The following is a 24,877-nucleotide window of genomic DNA, read 5'->3' as shown; positions in this document are numbered from 1 at the left end:
AGCGTGGCAGTCCCGATGGCGCGTTCAACGCTGCTCGTCAGGGCTTGGCGAATCCGGCCTGGTCAAGGATCTTCTGCCCGGTTTCCCCGGTCACCAGGTCGACGAACTTCTGTGCCAGCGCGGCCTGCGGTGCCTTCTTGAGCACCCCGATCGGATACACGTTCACCGCGTCGGCGGACTCCGGAAACTTCACCGCGGCGACCTTGTCGCCGGCGTTCACCGCGTCAGTGATGTAGACCAGCCCGGCGTCGGCCTGCCCGGTGGTCACCTTGCCCAGGACGTCGGTCACATTCGGTTCCTCGCTGACCGGGCTGAGGTGCACGCCCGTCTTGTCCTCGATGCGTTGAGCCGCGGCTCCACAGGGAACCGGCTGCTGGCACACCACCACGCTCAGCCCCGGTGTGGTGAGATCGGCGAACGACTCCACCTTTTTCGGATTGCCCGGCGCGGTGACGATGACCAAGGTGTTCGATGCGAAATTGACCGGAGTTCCGTTGAGCAGTCCGGCGCTGGCGACGGTGTCCATCTGTGCGGTGTCCGCCGATGCAAAGACGTCTGCGGAGGCGCCCTGGGTCAGCTGCGTGGCCAACTCCGAGGACCCCGCGAAGTTGAAATCGACGCTTGTGCCGGGGTTGTCGGTCTTGAAGCGCTCACCGATCTGGGTGAATGACGGCTTCAGCGACGCGGCGGCGAACACCAGGATGGTGCGCGCGGGCGGCGGCGTTGACGACGGCTTCGATGCCGACGGGGACGGGGATTTCGAGCTGCACCCGACCAGACTCGCGACCAGGAGCAAAGACAGAAAACAGGCGAGCATCCAGGTCCGACGCATGCCGTCAAACCTAGCTGGTCGGGGGTGCGGGCGCGCGGCGGTCGAACCGTTATCCAATGTTGTCCGCTTCGGTGGCGCGTCCGGAGTTCCGCAGGTAGCTACTGTCCAGTAACATTGACCGGGATCGACGCCATCATGCGCTTGAGACCCAGGTCTGGGTCCGGCGCGAACACGAGGAGGTCATGGCGGTGGAGGTGCTGGTCACCGGGGGCGACACCGAACAGGGTCGCGCCGTTGCCGAAGGCTTTCGCGATGCCGGCCACAAAGTGACACTGGTTGGCGCGCGGCGCGAGGACCTCGAGGTCGTTGCCAAGGAACTCGACGCCGACGCCATCGTCTGCGACGTCACCGATCCGGAAAGCCTGAGCGAGGTGCGGGGCCTGTTCCCCCATCACCTCGACACGATCGTCAACGTGCCGGCGCCGCGGTGGGACGCCGGCGACCCGCGGGCTTACACGCTGGCCGACATGGCCGGCGCGTGGCGGAGCGCGCTCGACGCCACAGTGCTCTCGGCGGTGCTGACCGTGCAGACCGTCGGCGATCATCTGCGTTCAGGCGGCTCGATCGTCAGCGTTGTGCCGGAAAACCCGCGTCCGGGCAGCGCCGAGGCCGCGGTCAAGGCCGCGTTGGCCAACTGGGTCGCGGGCCAGGCAACGGTCTTCGGCACCCGCGGCATCACGGTCAACGCCGTCGCCGCGGGGCGCAGCGCGCAACCCGGCTACGAGGGTCTGAGTACTACGCCGCCGTCGGCGGCCACCGAGGTCGCCCGGATGGCACTGTTCCTCACCACGCACGCTGCACGCCACATCACCGGCCAGTTGCTGCACGTCAGCCACGGCGCGCTGGCTCATTTCGCGTAGCTGTCGCTGACGCTACGGTACGTGGCGTGACCATTCGGCCGGGGCTAGCTCGACTTCTTGCCACCCTTACGGCCGGCAGCCTTTTTCTGAGCCGTGTTCCCGCCGCTACCTGAGCCGCTGCTGGGTTTGCTTTGGCTGCTGCCGGAACTCTTGCCGCCTCTGCTGGAGGATCCGGGTGAATTCGAAATCGCCGCTGCCTGAGACTTGCTCATTCCTTTCTTGCGCAAGCCCTCGTATTGCTTGTCGTTTTTGACGCTTGGACCGTGATCTTTTGCCATTTGCGCCTCTTTTGACATTGCTTCGGATACCCGCTTTGGCGCCGCGAGTCACGTCACGATCTGGCTCACTGGTGTGGCTGATCACACAGCGTCGGCGTCGATAGCGGCCAACCCGGGCGACTACCGTGTTAATGAACGCAGTCGCCGTCGAGGAGCAACCCCCACCATGAGTGCCCAACCCGAAGACACTGCTGCACCCAATCGCCGCCATCGTGTCGTCGTCATCGGATCCGGATTCGGCGGACTGAACGCGGTCAAGAAGCTCAAGCGGGCCGACGTCGACATCAAGTTGATTGGCCGTACCACCCATCATCTTTTCCAGCCGATGCTGTACCAGGTCGCGACCGGCATCGTCGCCGAGGGCGCCATCGCCCCGCCGACCCGGGTCATCCTGCGCAAACAGCGCAACGTCCAAGTGCTGCTCGGCGACGTCACCCACATCGATCTGGCCGGCAAGTTCGTCGTGTCGGAGTTGCTCGGCCACACCTACGAAACCCCCTACGACAGCTTGATCATCGCCGCGGGCGCCGGCCAGTCCTACTTCGGCAACGATCATTTCGCCGAGTTCGCTCCCGGCATGAAGTCCATCGACGACGCCCTGGAGTTGCGCGGTCGCATCCTGAGCGCGTTCGAGCAAGCGGAACGGTCCAACGATCCCGAGCGGCGCAAGAGGCTGCTGACTTTCACCGTCGTCGGCGCCGGTCCGACCGGTGTGGAGATGGCGGGCCAAATTGCCGAGCTTGCCGAATACACGCTGAAAGGCACGTTCCGGCAAATTGATCCGACGAAGGCACGCGTGATCTTGCTTGACGCGGCCCCCGCGGTCCTGCCGCCGATGGGTGAAAAGCTCGGAAAAAAGGCCGCCGCTCGGCTGGAAAAGATGGGGGTCGAAATCCAGCTGGGCGCGATGGTCACCGACGTCGACCGCAACGGCATCACGGTCAAGGATTCCGACGGCACGATTCGGCGGATCGAATCGGCCTGCAAGGTGTGGTCGGCCGGGGTGTCCGCCAGCCCGCTGGGCCGGGATCTGTCCCGGCAATCGGGGGTCGAACTCGACCGCGCCGGCCGGGTGAAGGTGTTGCCCGACCTGACGATCCCGGGCCACCCGAACGTGTTCGTCGTCGGTGACATGGCGGCCGTCGAGGGCGTGCCTGGTGTGGCGCAGGGCGCAATTCAGGGTGCCAAGTACGCCGCGACCACGATCAAAGCCGAACTCGCCGGCGCCAATCCGGCAGAGCGTGAGCCGTTCCAGTACTTCGACAAGGGCTCGATGGCCACCGTGTCGAGGTATTCCGCGGTGGCCAAGATCGGCCCGCTGGAATTCGGCGGCCTCATCGCCTGGCTGGCGTGGTTGATGCTGCACTTGATCTACCTGATCGGCTTCAAGAACAAGGTCACCACGGTGTTGTCGTGGATGGTGACGTTCCTGAGCGGTCGCCGCGGCCAGCTCACGATTACCGAGCAGCAGGCATTCGCCCGCACGCGGCTCGAGCAGCTGGCGGTGCTGGCCGCCGAGGCGCATCAGGGCGAGGCGACCAAAGCGGCGAGCTAGCCCGGCGGCGTTTCGAGGTTTTGCAGCCGGACCTGCCCCCGGGCCACCAGCCGCTCGTCGGCACCGGTGATCGTGACGAGCCATAGTTGCTGCAGCCGGCCGCGGTGCACCGGTTCGGCCCGGCCGTAGACCATGCCGCTGCTGATGGCGCGCAGGAAGTCCGTGTTGTTGTTGACGCCGACGACCGCGCCGCCGCCGTGTGCGCTCAGCCAGGTGTAGGCGGCCACGCTGGCCATGCTCTCGACCATCGAACAGTACACGCCGCCATGCACAATTCCGAACGGCTGCAACAGCTTTGGCTGAACCTCGAGCTGCGCGCGCGCCCCGTCGGGGGTGAGCTCGGTGAAGACCAACCCGATGTGGTTGTCGAACGGTGCGCCGAATTCGGGTGGCACGACGGATCCTGGCAGCGGTTGCACGTCTTTGTGTCTACACCAACGCGGGCGAGCCCCACGCATCAGGCGTGGGGCTCGCCGATCGAGTGGACCGGGGGTCGCTGCAGCCCTCAGGACTCTCCGCGGTCATTGCGTGCTCGACGTACTCAGCATAGGCAAGGCTGTCCTAACTTCGCAAGGGGTCGTCGCGAGGATTGGCCGCGCACCGGCAGCCCGAAGCCGACCAGCGCGTCCAGCACTGCTTGGCCTCGCCGCATCGCGCTCAGCTCGTCGACCGCGGTCAGCTGTGGTAGCTGTGTCGCGGAAGCTACGACGGCGGAGCCCACGATCTGCCACATCGCTGCCACCGAAAACGCCCCGAAGCTGACTGTGTGCAACTGGGCGAACAGCGGCGCCAACGTCCGGTGGCAGCGGTGCGCGACCCACGTCGTCAACGCGGCCTCGCTCGGCAGCCGCACCATCGCCTCGGGCGCCCCGCCGGCGAAACAGGGGTCGTCGGGCAGCGCACGCAGCGTCGGATCGACCACCGCCGCCCAGTCAATGGCGCCCTCGGCGTCGACATGGACCCACAGGTTCTCGATCCCGGTGTCCCAGGCCCGGCCCTCCGTCACTACCAGCGCCACGACGCGACCGACCACTGTATGGACCAGCGTGGTCGCCAGTTCCCGGGCGGCGGAGCGCACATCCATGTCGGCGGCGGCGCCGTCGAACATCATCTGTAGCCGGTTGGTGGTGAGTGCCGACGCCAGCGGCCACCACCGCCGCAGCGAGACGTCGCAGAGCACCGCGACGCCGTACACGCGAGGGCTGTGGGGATACAGGTCGCGGAGCCGCCGGCTGGATTCATGCAGCGGCAGCGTCCGCCTAATGGCCATTGCCGCGATCAGCGGGTCGTCCACCTGGGCCAGCACGAGGGCTCCTCCTACAGCGTTTCAATTTGGTTAGGCTAACCATACTTAACTGCATCAACGACCGAAGGAGTACTGTGACGACTTTCACACCGGTGTCCAATAGCGTGGGTTATGGCTGGTTCTCGGGGGTCGATAGGTCGTGTCACGATGGATTGGGCGGGTGACGGCAGAACGCTTGGTACGACGGTCGGTAGTAAGCCGGAGTACGCTTGCGTCATTGCTCAGGAGATGAACGGATATGGCTAAGCTGACGCGTCTGGGGGATCTCGAACGGGCGGTGATGGACCACCTGTGGTCTGCGCCGGAACCCCAAACTGTCCGCCAAGTGCATGAAGCGTTGTCTGTGCGGCGCGACCTGGCCTACACGACGGTGATGACCGTCCTGCAGCGGTTGGCCAAAAAGAACTTGGTCTCCCAAATCCGCGACGACCGTGCGCACCGCTACACACCGGTGCATGGCCGCGACGAGCTGGTCGCCGGGCTGATGGTCGACGCGCTGGATCAGGCCGCGGATTCCGGCAGCCGGCAGGCGGCGCTGGTGCACTTCGTCGAGCGCGTCGGCGCCGACGAGGCAGAGGCGCTGCGGCGGGCACTCGACGAATTGGAATCCGGCCATCCCGACGCCCCAACCGCTGGCGATCAAGCCGAGGACTGAGGGAGACTGGCAGCGTGTCCGCGCTGGCCTTCACCATCCTCGCGGTGCTGCTGGTCGGCCCGGTGCCGGCCCTCCTGGCACGAGCGACCTGGCCGTTGCGCGCACCCCGGGCAGCGATGGTGTTGTGGCAGGCGATCGCCGTCGCTGCGGTGCTCTCGGCGTTCAGCGCCGGTATCGCGATCGCCAGCCGGCTGCTGATGCCCGGACCCGACGGGCGGCCCACGGCAAGCGTCCTCGGTGACATCGGACGGCTCGGCTGGCCGCTATGGGTGGCCTATGTCAGCGTTTTCGCGATCACCGTCCTGGTCGGCGCGCGGCTGGCCGTTGCCGTGCTGCGGGTCGCCATCGCCACTCGGCGCCGACGGGCCCACCACCGGATGCTCGTCGACCTGCTCGGCGTCGGCCACGACGCGATGCCCGCACGGGCCGGCTCCCGACCGCGCGATTTGCGAATCCTGGAGGTGGCGCAACCGCTCGCCTACTGCCTGCCCGGCGTCCGCAGCCGCGTGGTGCTCAGCGAGGGGGCACTGACCAGCCTCACCGACGCCGAGGTCGCGGCCATCCTCAGCCACGAGCGGGCGCACCTGCGTGCCCGCCATGACCTCGTGCTGGAAGCGTTCACCGCCGTACGCGCTGCCTTTCCGCGGATTGTGCGCAGCACCAGCGCGCTGAACTCGGTGCAGTTGCTCGTCGAGCTGCTCGCCGACGACGCCGCGGTGCGGGTGGTTGGCCGTACTCCCCTGGCCCGCGCGTTGGTGGCCTGCGCGTCCGGGCGCACGCCGTCGGGAGCGCTGGCGGCAGGCGGGCCGACAACGGTGGTGCGGGTGCGCCGGCTGTCCGGACGCGGCAACAGCGTGATGCTGTCGATCGGCGCCTACCTGGCGGCGGCCGCCGTGCTGGTGGTCCCGACGATCGCGCTGGCCGTGCCGTGGCTGACCGAACTGGAACGGCTGTTCATCGGCTAGCCCGACCATCGCAAGCGCGGCGGAGCCGGGCGCAGCGGGTCGCCGCCGAAACGAGCCCTGTGCCACAGTGTTCGGTGCAAGGCTTTGGCATGGCCCCCGAATCCGAGAGGCGGATACATGAGCTCGTCGCAGTCGAACGGTAGTGCGCAGATCGGGGTGACCGGGCTGGCGGTCATGGGGTCGAACATCGCCCGCAACTTCGCCCGGCACGGCTACACCGTCGCGCTGCACAACCGGTCCGTCGCCAAGACCGACGCGCTGCTGAAAGAGCATGGCGCCGAAGGGAATTTTGTGCGCAGCGAGACCATCCCGGAATTCCTGGCCGCGCTGGAAAAGCCGCGCCGGGTGCTGATCATGGTCAAGGCCGGTGAGGCCACCGACGCCGTCATCAACGAACTCGCCGACGCGATGGAAGAAGGCGACATCATCATCGACGGCGGCAACGCGCTCTACACCGACACCATCCGCCGCGAGAAGGCGATGGCCGAACGTGGGCTGCACTTCGTCGGCGCGGGCATCTCCGGCGGCGAAGAGGGCGCGCTGAACGGGCCGTCGATCATGCCCGGCGGCCCGGCGGAGTCCTACAAGTCGCTGGGCCCGCTGCTCGAGGAGATCTCCGCACACGTCGACGGCGTGCCGTGCTGTACCCACATCGGCCCAGACGGCTCCGGCCACTTCGTCAAAATGGTGCACAACGGCATCGAGTACTCCGATATGCAGCTGATCGGCGAGGCCTACCAACTGCTGCGCGACGGGCTGGGCCTGACCGCGCCGCAGATCGCCGACATCTTCACCGAGTGGAACGGCGGCGACCTGGACAGCTACCTGGTCGAGATCACCGCCGAGGTGCTTCGCCAGGTGGACGCCAAGACCGGCAAGCCGCTGGTCGACGTCATCCTCGATGAGGCCGAGCAGAAAGGCACCGGCCGCTGGACCGTCAAGTCGGCGCTGGATCTCGGCGTGCCGGTGACCGGGATCGCCGAGGCGGTGTTCGCCCGCGCGCTGTCCGGATCGGTCGAGCAGCGCAAGGCCGCCGTGGGTCTGGCGTCGGGCCGCCTCGGCGAGCGGCCCACCGACCCGGAGACCTTCACCGAGGACGTCCGGCAGGCGCTGTATGCCTCGAAGATCGTCGCGTATTCGCAAGGGTTCAACCAGATTCAGGCCGGCAGCGCCCAATACGGCTGGAACATCACCCCCGGCGACCTGGCGACCATCTGGCGCGGCGGCTGCATCATCCGGGCGAAGTTCCTCAACCGCATCAAGGAAGCGTTCGACGCCGACCCCGATCTGGCGAGCCTGCTCGTCGCACCGTATTTCCGCAGCGCCGTCGAATCGGCGATCGACAGCTGGCGCCGGGTGGTGTGCACCGCCACCCGGCTGGGTATCCCGATTCCGGGATTCTCCTCGGCGCTGTCGTATTACGACGCCCTGCGCACCGCAAGACTGCCCGCCGCGCTCACCCAGGCGCAGCGCGACTTCTTCGGCGCGCACACCTACGGGCGCATCGACGCGCCGGGTAAGTTCCACACGCTTTGGAGTGGGGATCGCAGCGAAGTACCGGCTTAAGGACAATCGATATCGATGAGGTTTCTGGACGGGCACCGACCCGGCTATGACCTGACCTACGACGACGTCTTCATCGTCCCGAACCGGTCGGACGTGGCGTCGCGGTTCGACGTCGATCTGTCCACGGACGACGGCTCGGGCACCACGATCCCGGTGGTGGTGGCCAACATGACGGCGGTCGCGGGTCGGCGGATGGCCGAGACGGTGGCCCGCCGCGGCGGGATTGTCGTTCTGCCGCAAGACCTTCCGATCACCGCGGTGCAACAGACGGTGGACTTCGTCAAGAGCCGCGACCTAGTGGTCGACACGCCGGTGATGCTGGCGCCCGACGATTCGGTGTCCGACGCCATGGCGCTGATCCACAAGCGCGCGCACGGCGCGGCGGTGGTGGTCTTCGAGGGCCGCCCGATCGGCCTGGTCACCGAGGCGTCCTGCGCGGGGGTCGACCGCTTCACCCGGGTGCGCGACGTCGCGACCACCGACTTCGTCAGCGCGCCGGTGGGCACCGAGCCGCGAACGGTTTTCGACCTGCTCGAGCACGCCCCCGTCGACGTCGCCGTGCTGACCGCGGCCGACGGCACCCTGGCCGGTGTCCTGACCCGCACCGGGGCCATCCGGGCGGGGATCTATACCCCGGCAGTGGATTCCGCGGGCCGGCTACGAGTCGCGGCGGCCGTCGGCATCACCGGCGACGTGGCCGCCAAGGCTCAGGGCCTCGTCGAGGCCGGCGTCGACGTGCTGGTGGTCGACACCGCGCACGGGCACCAGGTCAAGGCGTTGGACGCGATCAAAGCGGTGTCGTCGCTGGATCTGGGCGTACCGCTGGTGGCCGGCAACGTGGTGTCGGCGGAAGGGACGCGGGATCTGCTGTCCGCCGGCGCGACCATCGTCAAAGTCGGTGTCGGTCCCGGCGCTATGTGCACGACCCGGATGATGACCGGCGTCGGTCGTCCGCAATTTTCCGCCGTGCTCGAATGCGCTTCGGCGGCAAGGCAACTCGGCGGCCGCGTGTGGGCCGACGGCGGGGTGCGTCACCCGCGCGACGTGGCGCTGGCGCTGGCGGCCGGCGCGTCGAACGTGATGATCGGATCGTGGTTCGCAGGTACGTACGAGTCGCCCGGCGACCTCATGCGAGACCGCGACGACCAGCCGTACAAGGAGAGCTACGGGATGGCGTCCAAGCGCGCGGTGGTGGCCCGCACCGCGGCCGACAGCGCGTTCGACCGGGCCCGCAAGGCGTTGTTCGAAGAGGGGATCTCCACCTCGCGCATGGCTTTGGACGCGGCGCGCGGTGGTGTTGAGGACCTGATCGACCACATCACCTCCGGGGTGCGCAGCACCTGCACCTACGTCGGCGCGTCGACGCTGCCCGAACTGCACGAGCGGGCGGTGGTCGGGATCCAGTCCGCGGCGGGTTTCGCCGAGGGACATCCGCTGCCGTTCGGCTGGTGAGCAAGGCTTTTCGCTAGGATGTGAACTTCACGCGCAGCCGCAGCGAGGGGAAGGGATCACGTGCCGCAGGCACCCGTCGAGGCCGTTGGCTTCCGGGCCGAGGGGCCGTGTGCGGAATCCGAGGAGCCGGTTTCTAGGCGGCCGGGCTGGCGGCCCGGCGGATTCGGCTCCCGATGAACCTCCTCGTCACCCTGCTCAGCCTGCTGGCGATCGTGGTGCTCACCGCGGGCACTGCGATGTTCGTCGCCGCCGAATTCTCGCTGACCACGCTCGAGCGCAGCACCGTCGAGGCCAACGCCCGTGGCGGCGCTCGGCGCGACCGCTACGTGCAGCGCGCTCACCACACGCTGTCGTTTCAGCTGTCCGGCGCGCAGCTGGGCATCTCGATCACCACCCTGGTCACCGGTTACCTGACCGAGCCGCTGGTGGCCGAGTTGCCACACCCGGCGATGGATGCGCTGGGGGTGCCGCACCGGATCGCCGACGCGGTGATCGCGTTCGTGGCCCTGGTGGTCGTCACGTCGCTGTCGATGGTGTTGGGCGAGCTGGTGCCCAAATACATCGCAATCGCCCGGCCGCTGCCGACCGCCCGTTGCGTCGCAGGTGTCCAGCTGTTGTTCTCGCTGGTGATGACCCCGGCGATCCGGCTGACCAACGGCACGGCGAACTGGATCTTGCGCGGGCTGGGCATCGAGCCGGCCCAGGAGCTGCGGTCGGCCCGTTCGCCGGCCGAACTGGTGTCGCTGGTGCGCAGCTCGGCGCGCAGCGGCGCGCTGGACCCGGTGACCGCGGCGCTGGTGCACCGGTCGCTGCAGTTCGGCACGCTGACCGCCGAGGAGCTGATGACGCCGCGGTCGAAAATCGTTGCGCTGCAAAAAGACAACACCGTCGCCGACCTGGTGGCCACCGCCACCGAGACCGGCTTTTCCCGCTTCCCGATCATCGACGGCGACCTCGACGAGACCGTCGGCATCGTGCACGTCAAGCAGGTCTTCGAAGTGCCGGCCGCCGAACGGGCGCGCACGCCGCTCACCGCCGTCGCGCAGCCGGTCGCCGTGGTGCCGTCCACGCTGGACGGCGATGCGCTGATGTCCCAGATCCGCGCCAACGGTCTGCAAACGGCCCTTGTCGTCGACGAATACGGCGGCACCGCGGGCATGCTCACCGTCGAGGATCTCATCGAGGAAATCGTCGGCGACGTCCGCGACGAGCACGACGACGCCACCCCCCACGTGGTCGCCGCCGGCAACGGGTGGCGGGTGTCCGGGTTGTTGCGCATCGACGAGGTGGCCGCCGCCACCGGTTATCGCGCCCCCGAGGGCGAATACGACACGATCGGCGGGCTGGTGCTCCAGGAGCTCGGCCGCATTCCGGTGGCCGGGGAAGCGGTGGAATTGACGGCGTTCGAGCCCGAGGGACCCTCGGAGCGACCGGCCCGCTGGCGAGCCAAGGTGGTGCGGATGGACGGCCGGCGCATCGACGTGCTGGAACTGACCGAACTGGGCCGCGATTCGGGGCGGTCGGGCTGATGACCGACGTGCTGGCCATCGTGGCGACCATCCTGCTGGTGGGCGCCAACGCGTTCTTCGTCGGCGCCGAGTTCTCGCTGATCTCGGTGCGCCGGGACCGGCTCGAAGCGCTGGCCGAACAGGGCAGGTCCAGCGCGATCACCGTGATCCGGGCCGGCGAGCAGCTGCCGCTGATGTTCGCCGGCGCCCAGCTGGGCATCACGGTGGCGTCGATCCTGCTCGGCCGGATCGGCGAGCCTGCGGTCGCCGACCTGCTGCAGACGGCGTTCGGCGCGGCCGGGCTTTCCCATGCGCTGCTGCACACGGTGTCGTTCGTGATCGCCCTCGCGATCGTGGTGACGCTGCATGTGCTGCTCGGCGAAATGGTCCCGAAGAACATCGCGATCGCCGGCCCGGAGAAGGCGGCGATGCTGTTGATCCCGGCCTACCTGGTCTATGTGCGGGCCGCCCGCCCGTTCATCGCGTTCTACAACGGGTGCGCCAGCACGATACTGCGGGCGCTGGGTGTCCCGTTGCGCGACGAGCTCGACGTCACGGTTTCCACCGTCGAGCTGTCGGAGATGATCGCCGAATCGGTGTCCGAGGGCTTGCTCGACCCCGAGGAGCACACCCGGCTCACCCGCGCCCTGCAAATCCGCAACCGGGTGGTTGCCGACGTCGCGGTGCCGGTCGCCGACATCAGGGCGGTGCCGGTGGCCGGCGCCGGCCGCGGGCCGACGGTCCAGGCGGTCGAGCAGGCGTTGACCGATACCGGCTACTCCCGGTTTCCGGTGACCGGCGTCGACGGCAGCTTCATCGGCTATCTGCACATCAAGGATCTGCTGTCGCTGGGCTTGAACGACGACGCGGATTCGCACGCGGTGATCGACCCGGCGATCGTGCGACCACTGCCCGAGGTGCCCGAGTCGATGCTGCTGCCCGAGGCGCTGTCGCGGATGCGCCGCAGCAAAAGCCATTTGGCGTTGGTCACCGGCGGCGACGGCGCCGTGGTCGCGATGGTGGCGCTGGAGGACCTGGTCGAGGATCTGGTCGGCACCGTGCGCGACGGGACGCACCGTGTCTGAACTGCTTGAACCCGACCAGTGGATGGCCCGGGCGCAGGCCTATCGCGGGCGCGTCGAGACCTTCCTAAGTTCGCACCGTCCCGGCGAGCCGCATCCGGTGTGGGACTTCCTGTTCAGCTACTACAGCCTGCGTCCCGGGCAGCTGCGCTGCTGGCATCCCGGCTATGGCGCGCGGCTGGCCGGCGACCAGGCGGTCCGGCGCTACCGCGGCCGGCGCGGCTACGCGGTCTACACAGACGGCGTCACAGTGAGCGACGCCTTCCTGCGCAGCCGGCTGGACACGCTGCGGTTTGTGGCGCGGCTGCAGCGCGCGACCGCGCAGCGACGGGCCCGGCTGAACTGCTTCGGGCTGCACGAGTGGGCGATGGTGTACCGGTCCGGCGCCGTGCGCCACGACCGGGTGCCGCTGCGGCTCGGTGCCGCGGGCACCGACGCCGTCGTCGACGCCGAGACCCTGCGCTGCAGCCACTTCGACGCGTTTCGCTTCTTCACCACGGAGGCGGCGTCGCGCAACGCCGGTGCACCCAGCCGCGCCACCCAGCCCGACTGGGAGCAGCCCGGGTGTCTGCACTCCAACATGGATTTGTATAAATGGTGTTACAAGCTGAGCCCGCTGATCGACTCTGAGCTGCTGCTGGACTGCCTGGAACTGGCCGCGGCGGCGCGCGAAGTCGACATGCGGGCCAGCCCGTATGACCTTCGCAGCTACGGGTACACACCGATCGCCGTCGAGCACAGCGCCGGCCGCGCCGAGTACGTGCGTTGCCAGCGCGCCATCATGCTGCGCGCCGCTCCCCTGCGGGCGGCGCTGTCGGCCCGGTGTGACCTGCTGCTGCGGGCCGCCGGGTGCGGGTAATCAGGCTACTGGCCGGTAGGCTGAGTTAATTGCCGAGTGCAGAGGAACCGAGGAGAAAAAAGATGACAGATCGCGTGCCGGTTGGGAACCTGCGCGTTGCCAAGGTGCTCTACGACTTCATCAATACCGAAGCTCTGCCCGGCACCGACATCGACCCCGACAGCTTCTGGGCCGGTGTCGACAAGGTGGTCACCGATCTCTCCCCGCAGAACCGCGACCTGCTCGCGCGCCGCGACGAGCTGCAGGCCCAGATCGACAAATGGCACCGCCACCGCGTCATCGAACCGCACGACGCCGAGGCCTACCGGCAGTTCCTCACCGAAATCGGTTACCTGCTGCCCGAACCCGACGACTTCACGATCACCACCGCCGACGTCGACCCCGAGATCACCACGACGGCCGGGCCGCAGCTGGTGGTGCCGGTGACCAATGCGCGGTTCGCGCTGAACGCCGCCAACGCCCGCTGGGGCTCCCTGTACGACGCGCTGTACGGCACCGACGTCATCCCGGAGACCGACGGCGCCGAGCAGGGCAGCGGTTACAACAAGGTGCGCGGCGACAAGGTGATCGCCTACGCCCGCACGTTCCTCGACGAGTCGGTCCCGCTGGAATCCGGCTCATGGGCCGACGCCACCGGGCTGTCCGTCGACGACGGCCAGCTGAAGGTCGCCACCAGCGAAGGAACCGTCGGGCTGGCCAGCCCGGAGAAGTTCGCCGGCTACACCGGGCAGCTCGGCGACCCCGCCTGGTCGGTGCTGCTGGTCAACAACGGCCTACACATCGAGATCCTGGTCGACCCGGAGTCGCCGGTCGGCAAGACCGACCGCGCCGGCATCAAGGACGTGGTGCTGGAGTCGGCGGTCACCACGATCATCGACTTCGAGGACGCGGTGGCCGCCGTCGACGCCGACGACAAGACCCGCGCCTACCGCAACTGGCTGGGCCTGAACAAGGGCGATCTGTCCGCCGAGGTGGACAAGGACGGCAAGACGTTCACCCGGGTGCTCAACTCCGACCGCACCTACACCGCGCCCGACGGCAGCGAGTTCACCCTGCCCGGACGGGCGCTGCTGTTCGTGCGCAACGTCGGTCATTTGATGACCAACGACGCGATCGTCGACGCCGACGGCAACGAGGTGTTCGAGGGCATCCAGGACGCGCTGTTCACCGGGCTGTGCGCGATCCATGGGCTGAAGGCCTCCGACGGCAACGGCCCGCTGGTCAACAGCCGCACCGGCTCGATCTACATCGTCAAGCCGAAGATGCACGGCCCCGACGAGGTGGCGTTCACCACCGAGCTGTTCAGCCGGGTCGAGGACGTGCTCGGGCTGCCACAGAAGACCCTCAAGGTCGGCGTCATGGACGAGGAGCGACGCACCACCGTCAACCTGAAGGCCTGCATCAAAGCGGCACGGGATCGTATCGTCTTTATCAACACCGGTTTCCTGGACCGCACCGGCGACGAGATCCACACCTCGATGGAGGCCGGGCCGATGGTGCGCAAGGGCGCCATGAAGACCCAGCCGTGGATCCTGGCCTACGAGGACAACAACGTCGACACCGGTCTGGCCACCGGATTCGCGGCGCACGCCCAGATCGGCAAGGGCATGTGGACCATGACCGAGCTGATGGCCGACATGGTCGAGCAGAAGATCGCCCAGCCCAAGGCTGGCGCCAGCACCGCATGGGTGCCCTCACCGACCGCGGCCACCCTGCACGCCATGCACTACCACTACGTCGACGTGGTCGCGGTGCAAAAGGAACTGGCCGGCAAGAAACGCGCCACCATCGATGCGCTGCTGACCATCCCGCTGGCCGCCGAGGAACTGGCCTGGGCGCCCGAGGAGATCCGCGAGGAGGTCGACAACAACTGCCAGTCCATCCTGGGCTACGTGGTGCGCTGGATCGACCAAGGCGTCGGCTCCTCCAAGGTGCCCGACATCCACAATGTTGCGTTGATGGAAGACCGTGCGACACTTCGGATTTCGAGCCAGCTGCTAGCCAACTGGCTAAAGCACGGCGTGATCACCGCCGAGGATGTGCGCGCCGGCCTGGAGCGGATGGCCCCGATGGTGGATCAGCAGAACGCCGGCGACCCGGCGTATTTGCCGATGGCGCCCAACTTCGACGACAGCATCGCCTTCCTCGCCGCCGAGGAGCTGATCCTGTCCGGCGCCCAGCAGCCCAACGGCTACACCGAGCCGATTCTGCACCGGCGCCGTCGCGAATTTAAGGCCCGCTCGAGTGCCTGATGGGTAGGCACAGCATTCCGGACCCCGACGAGTCCGAGGACGGACCGGACCACTACGTCGAGTCCGACGATCACGACACCGGTTGGCCCCCGGGCGATTCCGGGGGCACCCGGCGACGCTACGCCGATCAGGGCGCCGACGAGTACCCCGACGAGCTTCCCGACGACCCGGGGTATGCCGACTTCGACGAGTACCCCGACGAGCCCGTGGACCAGCGCTATGCGGGAGCCGCCGAAGAACCCGACGACTACCCCGAATTCGCGCGTCTGGCCCAGCAGCCGCCGACCCCGCCGCCGAGTCGTGGCGGCCATCGCGGCGCCGCCGACTGGGTGCGCCGCCACCGCAGCGACGGCGGACGACGCGGCGTCAGCATCGGTGTGATCGCTGCGCTGGTGGCGGTCGTGGTGGTGGTCGCCGCGGTCATTCTGTGGCGATTTTTCGGGGATGCGTTGTCGCATCGCTCCCACACCGCCGCGGGGCGGTGCATCGCCGGCAAGGACACGGTCGCCGTCATCGCCGATCCGTCGATTGCCGAGCCGGTGGCCAAGCTCGCTGAGCGCTACAACGCCACGGCGACGCCGGTGGGCGATCGCTGTGTGGCGGTCAGCGTCAAATCCGCGGGTTCCGACGCCGTCATCAGCGGGTTCGTCGGGAACTGGCCGGACGAACTCGGTCCGCGGCCCGGCCTGTGGATTCCGGGCAGCTCGGTGTCGGCTGCCCGACTGACGGCCACCGCCGGGCAGCAAACGGTCACGGACAGCCGCTCGCTGGTCAAATCGCCGGTGCTGCTGGCGGTGCGACCCGAACTGCAACGCGCGCTGGGCAGCCAGAATTGGTCGACGCTGCCCGGGCTACAGACCAAACCCGACAGCTTGGCCCCGCTGAAGCTGCCGGGCTGGGGGTCGTTGCGGCTGGCACTGCCGACGAGCGGCAACGGCGACGCGGCATATCTGGCGGCCGAGGCGGTGGCCGCGGCGTCGGCGCCGCACGGCGCGCCGCCCACCGCGGGCACCGGCGCCGTGCGCACACTGGTGGACGCTCAGCCGAAGCTGCCCGACAGCTCGCTGGACGAGGCGATGAACGCCCTCCTGAAATCCGGCGACCCGGCCGGTGCGCCGGTGCACGCCGTCGTCACCACCGAGCAGCAGCTGTTCGAGCGTGGCCAGTCTGTTCCCGACGCCTCCAGCTCGCTGGCCTCGTGGCTGCCGCCCGGGCCGGCCGCAGTCGCCGACTATCCGACGGTGCTGCTCAGCGGTTCGTGGCTGTCGGAGGAGCAGGTGACGGCGGCCAGCGCGTTCGCCCGGTTCATGCACAAGTCCGACCAGCTCGCCGAGCTGGCCAAGGCCGGTTTCCGCGCCGAGGGCGTCAAGCCGCCCAGCAGTGATGTCACCGATTTCGCGACGCTGCCGTCGACGTTGTCGGTGGGCGACGACGCGATGCGGGCCACCCTGGCCAGCACGCTCAGCGCGCCGTCGAACGGTCCGGCCGCCACCATCATGCTCGACCAGTCCATGACCACTGACGAGGGCGGCAAGTCGCGGCTGGCCAATGTGGTTGCAGCACTTGACAACCGGATTCGCGCGCTGCCGCCCAGCTCGGTCATCGGACTGTGGACGTTCGACGGCAAGGAGGGGCGCACCGAGGTGTCGACCGGCCCGTTGGACGATCAGCTCGACGGCCAGCCCCGTTCGGCCGCGCTCACCGCGGCGCTGGACAAGCAGTATTCGTCGGCCGGCGGGGCGGTGTCGTTCACCACGCTGCGGATGGTCTACCAGGCTGCGCAGGCGAATTTCCTTGACGGCCATACCAATTCGGTGCTGGTGATCACGGCCGGGCCGCACACCGACCAGACGCTCGACGGCGCGGGTCTTCAGGACTTCATCCGGCGAAGCGCCGACCCGGCCAAACCGGTGGCCGTCAACGTCATCGACTTCGGCGCCGATCCCGACCGGTCGACCTGGGAGGCCGTCGCGCAGCTGTCCGGCGGCAGCTACCAGAACCTGGCGACGTCGGCCTCCCCCGACCTGACCGCGGCGGTCACCACCTTCCTGGGCTGAGGCTCAGCCGGGCGGGAGCTTCTGCGCGAATTCGACGACGTTGCCATCCGGGTCGGCGATGTGCAGCGTCCGTTCGTGCCACGGCCGGTCGACCGGTCCGGTGAGGATCTCGGCACCGAGCCCGCGCAGCCGCTCCGCTTCGTGGTCGACGTCGTCGACCAGAAAGCCGATCTCGCTGCACGGCGGGTCGCCACCCTCGCGGCCGATGAGCATCGGCAGCTTCGACCGCTCGAAAAGCGCGAATTTGGTGTTGTCGGTGGCGAACTCGACGTAGCCGTCGCCCTCGATGCGCACCGGCAGGCCGATCACGTCGCGGTAGAACGGCACCGACCGCTGCAGCGACTCGGCGTAGTGGATGACGTAGTCGATGCGGGGCATGCACTACACGGTAGCTAGGCGTAGGCCTCCACCGGTGGGCACGAGCAGACCAGGTTGCGATCGCCGTAGGCGCCGTCGATGCGACGGACCGGCGGCCACACCTTGGGCCGGAAGGCCTTGCCGAGCGGATAGGCGGCCTGTTCCCTGGTGTAGGAGTGCTCCCACTTGTCGACGAGCAGACACTCGGCGGTGTGCGGCGCGCCGCGCAGCGGGTTGTCCTCGACCGACCAGTCCCCGGCCCCCACCTTGTCGATCTCGGCGCGAATTGCGATCATCGCCTCGCAGAAGGCGTCGACCTCGGCCAGGCTCTCGCTCTCGGTGGGCTCCACCATCAGCGTGCCGGACACCGGGAAGCTCATGGTCGGGGCGTGAAAGCCATAGTCCGCCAAGCGTTTTGCCACATCGTCGACGGTCACGCCGGTCGCTTTGGTGATCGGCCGCAGATCCAGGATGCACTCGTGGGCGACCATGCCATTCTCGCCGGTGTAGAGCACCGGGTAGTACTCGTCGAGCCGGCGGGCGATGTAGTTGGCCGAGGCGATCGCGGTCAGCGACGCTTTGCGCAGGCCGTCGGCTCCCATCATCCGCAGGTAGGCCCAGGTGATCGGCAGGATCGATGCCGATCCGTAGGGCGCCGACGACACCGGCGGGCGCTGCGGCAGTTCGGGGGCGAGCGGATGGCCGGGCAGGAACGGCGCCAGGTGCGCGCGGGCCGCGACGGGCCCCACGCCGGGGCCGCCGCCGCCGTGCGGGATGCAGAACGTCTTGTGCAGGTTGAGGTGGCTGATGTCGCCGCCGAACTTCCCGGGCCGGGCCAACCCGACCAGCGCGTTGAGGTTGGCGCCGTCGACGTAGACCTGGCCGCCGGCGTCGTGCACCGCGGCACAGATTTCGGCGATGTCGTGCTCGTAGACCCCGTGCGTCGACGGGTAGGTGATCATCAGCGTGGACAGCCGGTCGGCGTGTTCGGCGACCTTGGCGCGCAGGTCGTCGAGGTCGACGTCGCCGTTGTCGCGACAGGCCACCACCGCCACCCGCAGGCCGGCCAGCGCGGCCGATGCGGCGTTGGTGCCGTGCGCACTCGACGGGATCAGGCACACGTCGCGGTGCGGTTCACCGCGGCTGGCGTGGTAGGCGTGGATCGCCAGCAGGCCCGCGTACTCGCCCTGCGAACCGGCGTTGGGTTGCAGCGATACCGCGTCGTAGCCGGTCAACTGCACCAGCCAGGTCTCCAGCTGGGCGATCAGCTCGCGCAGCCCGGCGCTGTCGGAGGGCGGGGCGAACGGGTGCAGCCGGGCGAACTCCGGCCAGGTGATGGGCTCCATCTCGGCGGCGGCGTTGAGCTTCATCGTGCACGAGCCCAGCGGAATCATGCTGCGGTCCAACGCCAGATCCTTGTCGGCCAGCGTGCGCAGGTACCGCATCATCGACGTCTCCGTGCGGTGGCGCCTGAAGGCCGGATGCGTCAGGAATTCCGACTTGCGGGTCTCGATCCCGGTGAAATCCGGCGCAGCCGGCCGCACCCCGAACGCCGCCAGCACCGCGGCGACGTGCTCGTCGGTGGTCGCCTCGTCGCAGGACACCGAGACGTGGTCGTCATCGACCCGCCACACGTTGATACCCCTGGCCTTCGCGGCGGCCTGGATCTGCGCCGCCCGGCCCGGCACCCGCGCCAGCACGGTGTCGAAGAACGCCTCGTGCACCAGCGCATCGCCCAGCGCGGCGGCGATCTGCTCGGCGTAACCGTGCACGCGGCGGGCGATCGCGGCCAGCCCGTCGGCGCCGTGGTAGCTGGCATACATCGCCGCCATCACCGCCAGCAGCACCTGGGCGGTGCAGATGTTCGACGTCGCCTTGTCGCGACGGATGTGTTGCTCGCGGGTCTGCAGCGCCAGCCGGTAGGCCGGTGCCCCGTCGGCGTCGACCGACACCCCGACCAGCCGGCCCGGCAGCTGGCGAGCGTGCTTGGCGTGCACCGCCAGGTATCCCGCGTGCGGGCCGCCGAAACCCATTGGCACACCGAATCTTTGACTGCTGCCGAATGCGACGTCGGCGCCGATCTCACCGGGCGGGGTGATCAAGGTCAACGCCAACAGGTCGGCGCCGACGGCCACCAGCGCGCCACGCTCGTGGGCCTGCTTGATCAGCGCGGTCCAGTCGGTGATCCGGCCGCTGGCGCCGGGCAGCTGGGTGATGACGCCGAAGAACTCCCCGTCGGGCAGCCCATTGCGCAGGTCGGCGGTGACGATCTCGATGCCCAGCGGCTCGGCGCGGGTGGCCAGCACGGCCACGGTCTGGCCGAACAGGTCGGTGTCGACGGCCAGCCGGTGCGAGCTGCCCTTAGCCGCGCGGTGCATCAGCGTCATCGCCTCGGCGGCTGCGGTGCCCTCGTCGAGCATCGAGGCGTTGGCGATCTCCAGGCCGGTCAAATCGGCCACCATGGTCTGGAAGTTCAGCAGCGCCTCCAGCCGGCCCTGGCTGATCTCCGGTTGGTACGGCGTGTAGGCGGTGTACCAGGCCGGGTTCTCCATGATGTTGCGCAGCAGCACCGGCGGCGTCAGCGTGTCGTAATAGCCCTGGCCGATCATCGACACCGCGACGCTGTTCGCGTCGGCCATCTGCCGCAGCTCGGCCAGCGCCTCGGTCTCGGTGGCGGGCGGCGGCAGCCTGTCCAGGCCGGGCGCGGCACCGGAGTCGGTCGGCGCGTCGAGGATGCCGTTCGGCAGGGCGCGGCGTGCCAGCTCGTCGAGCGAGTCGACCCCGATGACGTCGAGCATCCCCGCGATGGCTTGGTCGTCGGGGCCGATGTGCCGGTCGGCGAAAGTGGTGCGGTCGGACACTGGGGACTCCTGACATGGGTAGAGGCCTGCGTGCCCTCTCCCTCTGTCGCTACCCACGCCGGGCGCCTGAGAGATTCGGCGCCGCTGTGTCGGCGGGCGCCTTTCCCCATCGGCGGGCGGCGACCCGACGGGCCGTCACCGCTTTCCAGAGGCATCGTTATCTCGCGCGGTCCTGGGTGCCTGAGAGGTTGACGGAGAGGTGTTGCTCCTTCGGCGTCCGTAGCTGGCGGCGACGGAACTCTCCCGCTTGAGCGCGATGCGGGAGCCAGTCTACCGGGGCGCTTTCCCACGGTGCGAGGGTGCGTAAACCCGGCAAAAAGTCCGGCGTGTCGACCGGCGACACGCACGCTGACCGGAAAGGGTGCGCTCAGCCGATCTTGCGGTCGCGGTGCTTGCGACGGGAGGCCAGCTCGTCCTCCGGCGTGGCGATCGACTCGCCGCCGTCGGCGCGTTCGCCCGGGAAGTCGGCGATGGCTCCGGTCAGCTCGCGCATGGCCCCGGAGACGGCGATGCCGAACACGCCCTGCCCGCCCTGAAGCAGGTCGACGACCTCCTCGGCGGAGGTGCACTCGTACACCGTGGTGCCGTCGGAGAACAGCGTGATGTTGGCCAGGTCCTGCACGCCGCGCTGGCGCAGGTGGTCGACGGCGACGCGGATGTTGTGCAGCGAGATGCCGGTGTCCAGCAACCGCTTGACGATCTTGAGGACCAGGATGTCCTTGAACGAGTACAGCCGCTGGCTGCCGGATCCGGCCGCGCTACGAATGGACGGGACCACCAGCGAGGTGCGGGCCCAGTAGTCCAGCTGACGGTAGGTGATTCCGGCGATCTGGCAGGCGCTGGGTCCGCGGTAGCCGACCAGCTCGTCGGGCACTGAGTCGTCGGGGAACAGCCCGGCTTGCACGGGTTCGGCCGGCGCCGGATCGTCTGCGGTGGCGGGGCCGGTCTCGAGGTCCAACTGATCCTGACGTGGTTGGTCGCTCACAGTGCTTCCTCTCGCCGATCGCGCTCGTTCATGGCTGCCCGGCAGCCGCGTTTGCTCAGGCCGAGTGCTTGTGAGCATACGCTTTTCGACTCGCTGTCGTGTTGGCCGTCGACATCAAAGTATGGCCGTCGCGGCGATCACCCCCATGCCATCCGGCGGGCGTGTCGAGCTCGAACTCCCAGATGAGACGCTTCTGTGATCTTGTGCGGTCGCCGCTCAGGTGGCCTTGAAATCGTCGGGCGACACGCTGTCCAGAAACTCCTTGAACTTCTCCACCTCGTCCTCGCGGACCGCGCTGCTGGGCTCCTCGTCGCTCTCGTCGGGAATCAGCAAACCCGCCTCGGCGAGCACCGCCTCCTCGACGTAGATCGGCACCCCGACTCGCAGCGCAATGGCCACGGAGTCCGACGGGCGCGCCGACACGGTGATATTGCGGTCGAAGACCAGGTCGGCGTAGAAGGTGCCTTCCTGCAGGTCGACGATCCGCACCTCTTTGAGTGAATGGCCAAGCGCGGCAATCAGATCCCGGATCAGGTCGTGGGTCAGCGGCCGGGGCGGCTCGACGCCCTGCTGCTCCAGGGCGATCGCCGCGGCCTCGGACTGGCCGATCCAGATCGGCAGATAGCGGTCACCGTTGGCCTCGCGCAGCAGCAACACCGGCTGGTTCTGCGGCTGCTCGACGCGAATGCCGACCACGCGAACTTCACCCATCTGTGTCTGCCCTCCGCAACGTGCTGCCGTGTCCCGAGACCTGGTCCGGCGTCGCGGCCGCCGGTCACCAAGCTGTCAAGGAAAAGTCTAGTCCTTTAACGGTGAAGTACGTCGCGCACGGCCGACTTGACCAACGACGTGTGCAACGTGATCGCCAGCGCGGCAACCTCACGCGCCAAATCGTCCGCGCGGTCGCGGGCACCGGCCTTGCCAGCCTTGCCCGCCCCGAGAAGAGGCGCGGCGATCTGCGCGATGAGGTCGGATTGGCGATCGGCCGCCGAGCGGAAAGCCCGCAGATGACGCGGCTCGACACCGTACTCCGACAGCGCCCGCGCGCATTGCAGGATCACCACCGAGTCCTCGTCGAAGAAGCCGCCCGGCCCGGTGGTGATCACGCCGGCCTTGAGCAGGGCGGTCAGCATCGCCTCGTCCACCCCGGAGCGCTCCAGCAGGTCCTCGCGGCTCAGCCGCACCCGGGTGGGTCCTACCGCGGCCGGGTCGGGGCCGGGCGCGCCGTCGTTGACCGAGACCAATCGCGGTACGCCGTAAGGCGATCCGGACGGCGGCAGCTCGCCGTCGGGCTGGGCGTCCAGCTGCGCCTTGATCACCTTCAGCGGTAGGTAGTGGTCCCGCTGCGCGGTCAGGATGAACCGCAACCGGGCACAGTCGTAGGCAGTGAACCGGCGATACCCCGATGCGGCGCGCTGCGGCGTCACCAGGCCCTCGGCCTCCAAAAAGCGGATCTTGGAGATCGTCACATCCGGGAAGTCCGGTCGCAGCGCCTCGAGAACCGCTCCGATCGACATCCCGGCCAGCCCGGGGGTATCCGGCGCCGTCACTAGCTTCCCGGTCCCCCGTCGTCACCGGGCTTCGGGCCGGTCAGAAACACCAGGCGGAACTTGCCGATCTGAACTTCGTCGCCGTTGGCCAGCACCGCCGAATCGACCGGCTCGCGGTTGACATAGGTACCGTTGAGACTGCCGACGTCGACGACGTGGAACTCGTCGCTCTCCAGCCGGAATTCGGCATGCCGACGGCTCACGGTGACGTCGTCGAGGAAGATGTCGCTGTCGGGATGGCGGCCGGCCGACGTGACCGGCTGGTCGAGCAGGAAGCGCGAGCCCGCGTTGGGTCCGCGTTTGACGACCAGCAACGCCGAACCGGCCGGCAGACCTTCGACGCCGGACACCGCGCTCTCGGCGCCCGCTTGCGCGGGAGCGTCCAGTTCATTGAGGAAGTCGGCCCGGAAGACGGATGTCGTCTCCACCGTCACTTCGTCAGAGGTCTGGTCGTTGTCCTTTTCCGTCACCCGCTGCTCCTCACTGGCCGCTGTGGCGCTGTCTGATCGGGCCCGGCCGGCCGGTTTCCCACCTGCTTCACCGTCGATGTGTCGACCGTACCGCGCACCGGTCCGCAATGTGCCCACCACCGCCGGATCGGCGGCTGGCATGGCACCCTAACAATTCTCATTCGGTCAGCGTGCCGCGGTAGGCCTCGGCGTCCAGCAGCTCGGCGAAGCTCTCTTCGAGGGCCGCGCCGTCCAGCTGGAGGTCCACCAGCCACCCCGCACCATACGGGTCGGAGTTCACCAGTTGCGGGCTGCTTTCCAGATCGCCGTTTACGGCAACGACTTTCGCTGAGACGGGCGCGTAGAGATCCGACACCGACTTGGTCGATTCCACTTCGCCGAACGACTCGCCCGCGGTGAGATCGGTGCCCACGTCGGGCAACTGCACGAACACCACGTCACCAAGCGCCGACTGCGCGAAGTCGGTGATCCCCACACGCACGGTGTCGTCGCCGGTGCGGCGAACCCACTCGTGTTCGGCGGTGTAATGCAGGTCGGGCGGGATATCGCTCACGGTGTTCCTGTTCTACTCGATTACTTCGCTGGCGGCTCACTTGACGGGCTGAGCGTATTGGCGTGGTTTTGGTTGTCGCAAGGCGGTGACGTCGACCCGGTCGGCTTGTTGCACCGACATCGTGCCGCCGACCCGTTTGACGCTGTCGACGGCGCCACCGGGAATGTTCATCGCGGCGGCCAAGGTTGGCGGATCACCAATGGCCAGAATCGAATACGGCGGTGACAGGGTTTTGCCGTCCATGGTCAGCGCACCCGGAGCGCCGATCACCCAGGTGTCGACGCCGACCCGCACGGCCTGCTGCTTGTCCCGGATCTCCAGGGCTTCGGCGCCGGCGGCCCGCAGTTCGTTGATCACGTCGAGCATCGCCTCCGGCGCCACCCCCGGCCCCGGGTCGTCGATCGTCACGGTGACGCCGGGACCGGTAGCACCGACGGTGCCGATCAGGATCGACAATGCGGCGAGCCTGGCCTGGGCGTTTTCGATGGCGGCCTGGTCGCTGCTGCCCGATGCCTGCAACGCCGACAGCGTGCGTTGCAGTTCGGCCACTTCGGTGTTGAGCGTGGCCTCGCGTTGCCGCAGCGAATCCAGCAGGACCAGCAGGTCGGCAGGGCGGGCGGTGTCCAGGGCGTCGCCGGATTCGTTCTGGCGCACCTGGGTGACGATCGCGACGCCCAGCAGCAGGCACAACAGGGCGGCCAGTGCGCCGAACAGCGTGCGGCCGCGTCGCAGGAGTCCCGAAAGCCCCCGCGGCTGAAGCTGACCGATCTCGGGCCGGGGGTGGTGCGGCGGCAACTCGTGCCGGCCATGGTGCTCACCCTCAGCCGTATCCGGCTGGGGCGCTGCGTCTTTGGCGTCGGAGTCGCTCATGCCG

General features: G+C 68.4%; 23 protein-coding genes and 2 riboswitches. Of the genes, 11 read left to right on the top strand and 12 right to left on the bottom strand.

All coding sequences use genetic code 11. The features are described from left to right. Nucleotides 1-37: 37 nt before the first annotated feature. Nucleotides 38-832: a molybdate ABC transporter substrate-binding protein gene (modA, locus tag AWB95_RS02495; RefSeq protein ID WP_062540164.1), complete on the bottom strand. Its 795-nt coding sequence runs from the start codon at nt 830-832 to the stop codon at nt 38-40. A 182-nt stretch (nt 833-1,014) separates the two neighbouring features. Between modA and AWB95_RS02490 the strand changes: the two genes are divergently transcribed. Continuing rightward, a complete protein-coding gene (locus AWB95_RS02490) occupies nt 1,015-1,692 on the top strand; it encodes an SDR family oxidoreductase (protein ID WP_062540165.1) in 678 nt (225 codons plus the stop codon). A gap of 44 nt (nt 1,693-1,736) precedes the next feature. Here AWB95_RS02490 and AWB95_RS02485 read toward each other — a convergent pair whose 3' ends face one another. Beyond that, the gene (locus AWB95_RS02485) at nt 1,737-1,970 is read right to left on the bottom strand and encodes a DUF7218 family protein (RefSeq protein WP_084707132.1); all 234 of its coding nucleotides are present in this window, start codon (nt 1,968-1,970) and stop codon (nt 1,737-1,739) included. A 166-nt stretch (nt 1,971-2,136) separates the two neighbouring features. Here AWB95_RS02485 and AWB95_RS02480 point away from each other — a divergent pair, with 166 nt between their 5' ends. Then, on the top strand, nt 2,137-3,525 hold the full coding sequence (locus AWB95_RS02480; RefSeq protein ID WP_062540166.1) for an NAD(P)/FAD-dependent oxidoreductase: 1,389 nt from the start codon (nt 2,137-2,139) through the stop codon (nt 3,523-3,525). Here AWB95_RS02480 and AWB95_RS02475 read toward each other — a convergent pair. Together AWB95_RS02475 and AWB95_RS23205 are read right to left on the bottom strand one after the other, a co-directional pair. Continuing rightward, the gene (locus AWB95_RS02475) at nt 3,522-3,983 is read right to left on the bottom strand and encodes a PaaI family thioesterase (RefSeq protein WP_062540167.1); all 462 of its coding nucleotides are present in this window, start codon (nt 3,981-3,983) and stop codon (nt 3,522-3,524) included. The genes AWB95_RS02480 and AWB95_RS02475 overlap by 4 nt on opposite strands. 83 nt (nt 3,984-4,066) lie before the next feature. Continuing rightward, nucleotides 4,067-4,831, bottom strand: a complete 765-nt coding sequence (locus AWB95_RS23205; protein WP_099539454.1) for an iron reductase — start codon at nt 4,829-4,831, stop codon at nt 4,067-4,069. A gap of 238 nt (nt 4,832-5,069) precedes the next feature. Between AWB95_RS23205 and AWB95_RS02465 the strand changes: the two genes are divergently transcribed. The 9 genes from AWB95_RS02465 (at nt 5,070) to AWB95_RS02425 (ending at nt 17,227) form a co-directional block, all read left to right on the top strand. Then, complete coding sequence (locus AWB95_RS02465; RefSeq protein ID WP_062540168.1) at nt 5,070-5,486, top strand: BlaI/MecI/CopY family transcriptional regulator; 417 nt, start codon at nt 5,070-5,072, stop codon at nt 5,484-5,486. Between the two features lie 14 nt (nt 5,487-5,500). After that, complete coding sequence (locus tag AWB95_RS02460; protein ID WP_085167596.1) at nt 5,501-6,451, top strand: M56 family metallopeptidase; 951 nt, start codon at nt 5,501-5,503, stop codon at nt 6,449-6,451. A gap of 117 nt (nt 6,452-6,568) precedes the next feature. Further along, nucleotides 6,569-8,017 carry an NADP-dependent phosphogluconate dehydrogenase gene (gene gndA, locus AWB95_RS02455; RefSeq protein WP_062539605.1) on the top strand — a complete coding sequence of 483 codons (1,449 nt, stop codon included), beginning with the start codon at nt 6,569-6,571 and terminating at the stop codon, nt 8,015-8,017. 15 nt (nt 8,018-8,032) lie between these two features. Beyond that, a complete protein-coding gene (locus AWB95_RS02450) occupies nt 8,033-9,469 on the top strand; it encodes a GuaB1 family IMP dehydrogenase-related protein (RefSeq protein WP_062539606.1) in 1,437 nt (478 codons plus the stop codon). A gap of 173 nt (nt 9,470-9,642) precedes the next feature. Further along, on the top strand, nt 9,643-10,998 hold the full coding sequence (locus AWB95_RS02445; RefSeq protein WP_062539607.1) for a hemolysin family protein: 1,356 nt from the start codon (nt 9,643-9,645) through the stop codon (nt 10,996-10,998). After that, nucleotides 10,998-12,062: a hemolysin family protein gene (locus AWB95_RS02440; RefSeq protein WP_085167595.1), complete on the top strand. Its 1,065-nt coding sequence runs from the start codon at nt 10,998-11,000 to the stop codon at nt 12,060-12,062. Before AWB95_RS02445 ends, AWB95_RS02440 begins: the two co-directional genes overlap by 1 nt. Next, nucleotides 12,055-12,918 (top strand): 3-methyladenine DNA glycosylase, encoded by an 864-nt coding sequence (locus AWB95_RS02435; RefSeq protein WP_420799392.1) that lies wholly within the window; start codon nt 12,055-12,057, stop codon nt 12,916-12,918. Before AWB95_RS02440 ends, AWB95_RS02435 begins: the two co-directional genes overlap by 8 nt. 62 nt (nt 12,919-12,980) lie before the next feature. Continuing rightward, the gene (locus tag AWB95_RS02430; RefSeq protein ID WP_062541741.1) at nt 12,981-15,170 is read left to right on the top strand and encodes a malate synthase G; all 2,190 of its coding nucleotides are present in this window, start codon (nt 12,981-12,983) and stop codon (nt 15,168-15,170) included. Continuing rightward, entirely contained in the window at nt 15,170-17,227 is a 2,058-nt protein-coding gene (locus tag AWB95_RS02425; RefSeq protein WP_085167593.1) for a substrate-binding domain-containing protein, read from the top strand. Before AWB95_RS02430 ends, AWB95_RS02425 begins: the two co-directional genes overlap by 1 nt. Before the next feature lie 3 nt (nt 17,228-17,230). On the opposite strand, the gene AWB95_RS02420 is transcribed toward AWB95_RS02425, so the two are convergent. From AWB95_RS02420 to AWB95_RS02385, 8 genes are all read right to left on the bottom strand, one after another. Continuing rightward, nucleotides 17,231-17,605 (bottom strand): VOC family protein, encoded by a 375-nt coding sequence (locus AWB95_RS02420; protein WP_062540294.1) that lies wholly within the window; start codon nt 17,603-17,605, stop codon nt 17,231-17,233. A gap of 14 nt (nt 17,606-17,619) precedes the next feature. Beyond that, nucleotides 17,620-20,445, bottom strand: a complete 2,826-nt coding sequence (gcvP, locus tag AWB95_RS02415; protein WP_085167591.1) for an aminomethyl-transferring glycine dehydrogenase — start codon at nt 20,443-20,445, stop codon at nt 17,620-17,622. A gap of 33 nt (nt 20,446-20,478) precedes the next feature. Next, nucleotides 20,479-20,600: riboswitch (glycine riboswitch) on the bottom strand. Nucleotides 20,601-20,602: 2 nt separating this feature from the next. After that, a riboswitch (glycine riboswitch) is annotated at nt 20,603-20,701 on the bottom strand. A gap of 111 nt (nt 20,702-20,812) precedes the next feature. Continuing rightward, on the bottom strand, nt 20,813-21,430 hold the full coding sequence (locus tag AWB95_RS02410) for a MerR family transcriptional regulator (RefSeq protein WP_062541413.1): 618 nt from the start codon (nt 21,428-21,430) through the stop codon (nt 20,813-20,815). Nucleotides 21,431-21,646: 216 nt separating this feature from the next. Beyond that, the gene (locus AWB95_RS02405; RefSeq protein ID WP_062541414.1) at nt 21,647-22,141 is read right to left on the bottom strand and encodes a bifunctional nuclease family protein; all 495 of its coding nucleotides are present in this window, start codon (nt 22,139-22,141) and stop codon (nt 21,647-21,649) included. 95 nt (nt 22,142-22,236) lie between these two features. Further along, nucleotides 22,237-22,980, bottom strand: a complete 744-nt coding sequence (gene ftsR, locus AWB95_RS02400; RefSeq protein WP_062541415.1) for a transcriptional regulator FtsR — start codon at nt 22,978-22,980, stop codon at nt 22,237-22,239. Beyond that, nucleotides 22,980-23,450, bottom strand: a complete 471-nt coding sequence (garA, locus tag AWB95_RS02395) for a glycogen accumulation regulator GarA (RefSeq protein WP_045383152.1) — start codon at nt 23,448-23,450, stop codon at nt 22,980-22,982. The genes ftsR and garA overlap by 1 nt, the downstream gene beginning before the upstream one ends. Nucleotides 23,451-23,607: 157 nt before the next feature. Beyond that, nucleotides 23,608-24,003 carry a glycine cleavage system protein GcvH gene (gene gcvH / locus AWB95_RS02390; RefSeq protein WP_062541416.1) on the bottom strand — a complete coding sequence of 132 codons (396 nt, stop codon included), beginning with the start codon at nt 24,001-24,003 and terminating at the stop codon, nt 23,608-23,610. Between the two features lie 36 nt (nt 24,004-24,039). Then, a complete protein-coding gene (locus AWB95_RS02385; RefSeq protein ID WP_062541417.1) occupies nt 24,040-24,873 on the bottom strand; it encodes a DUF881 domain-containing protein in 834 nt (277 codons plus the stop codon). Nucleotides 24,874-24,877: the final 4 nt, after the last annotated feature.

Source organism: Mycobacterium celatum (assembly GCF_002101595.1).
GTDB lineage: Bacteria > Actinomycetota > Actinomycetes > Mycobacteriales > Mycobacteriaceae > Mycobacterium > Mycobacterium celatum.
This window is presented reverse-complemented; position numbering and strand designations above follow the sequence as displayed.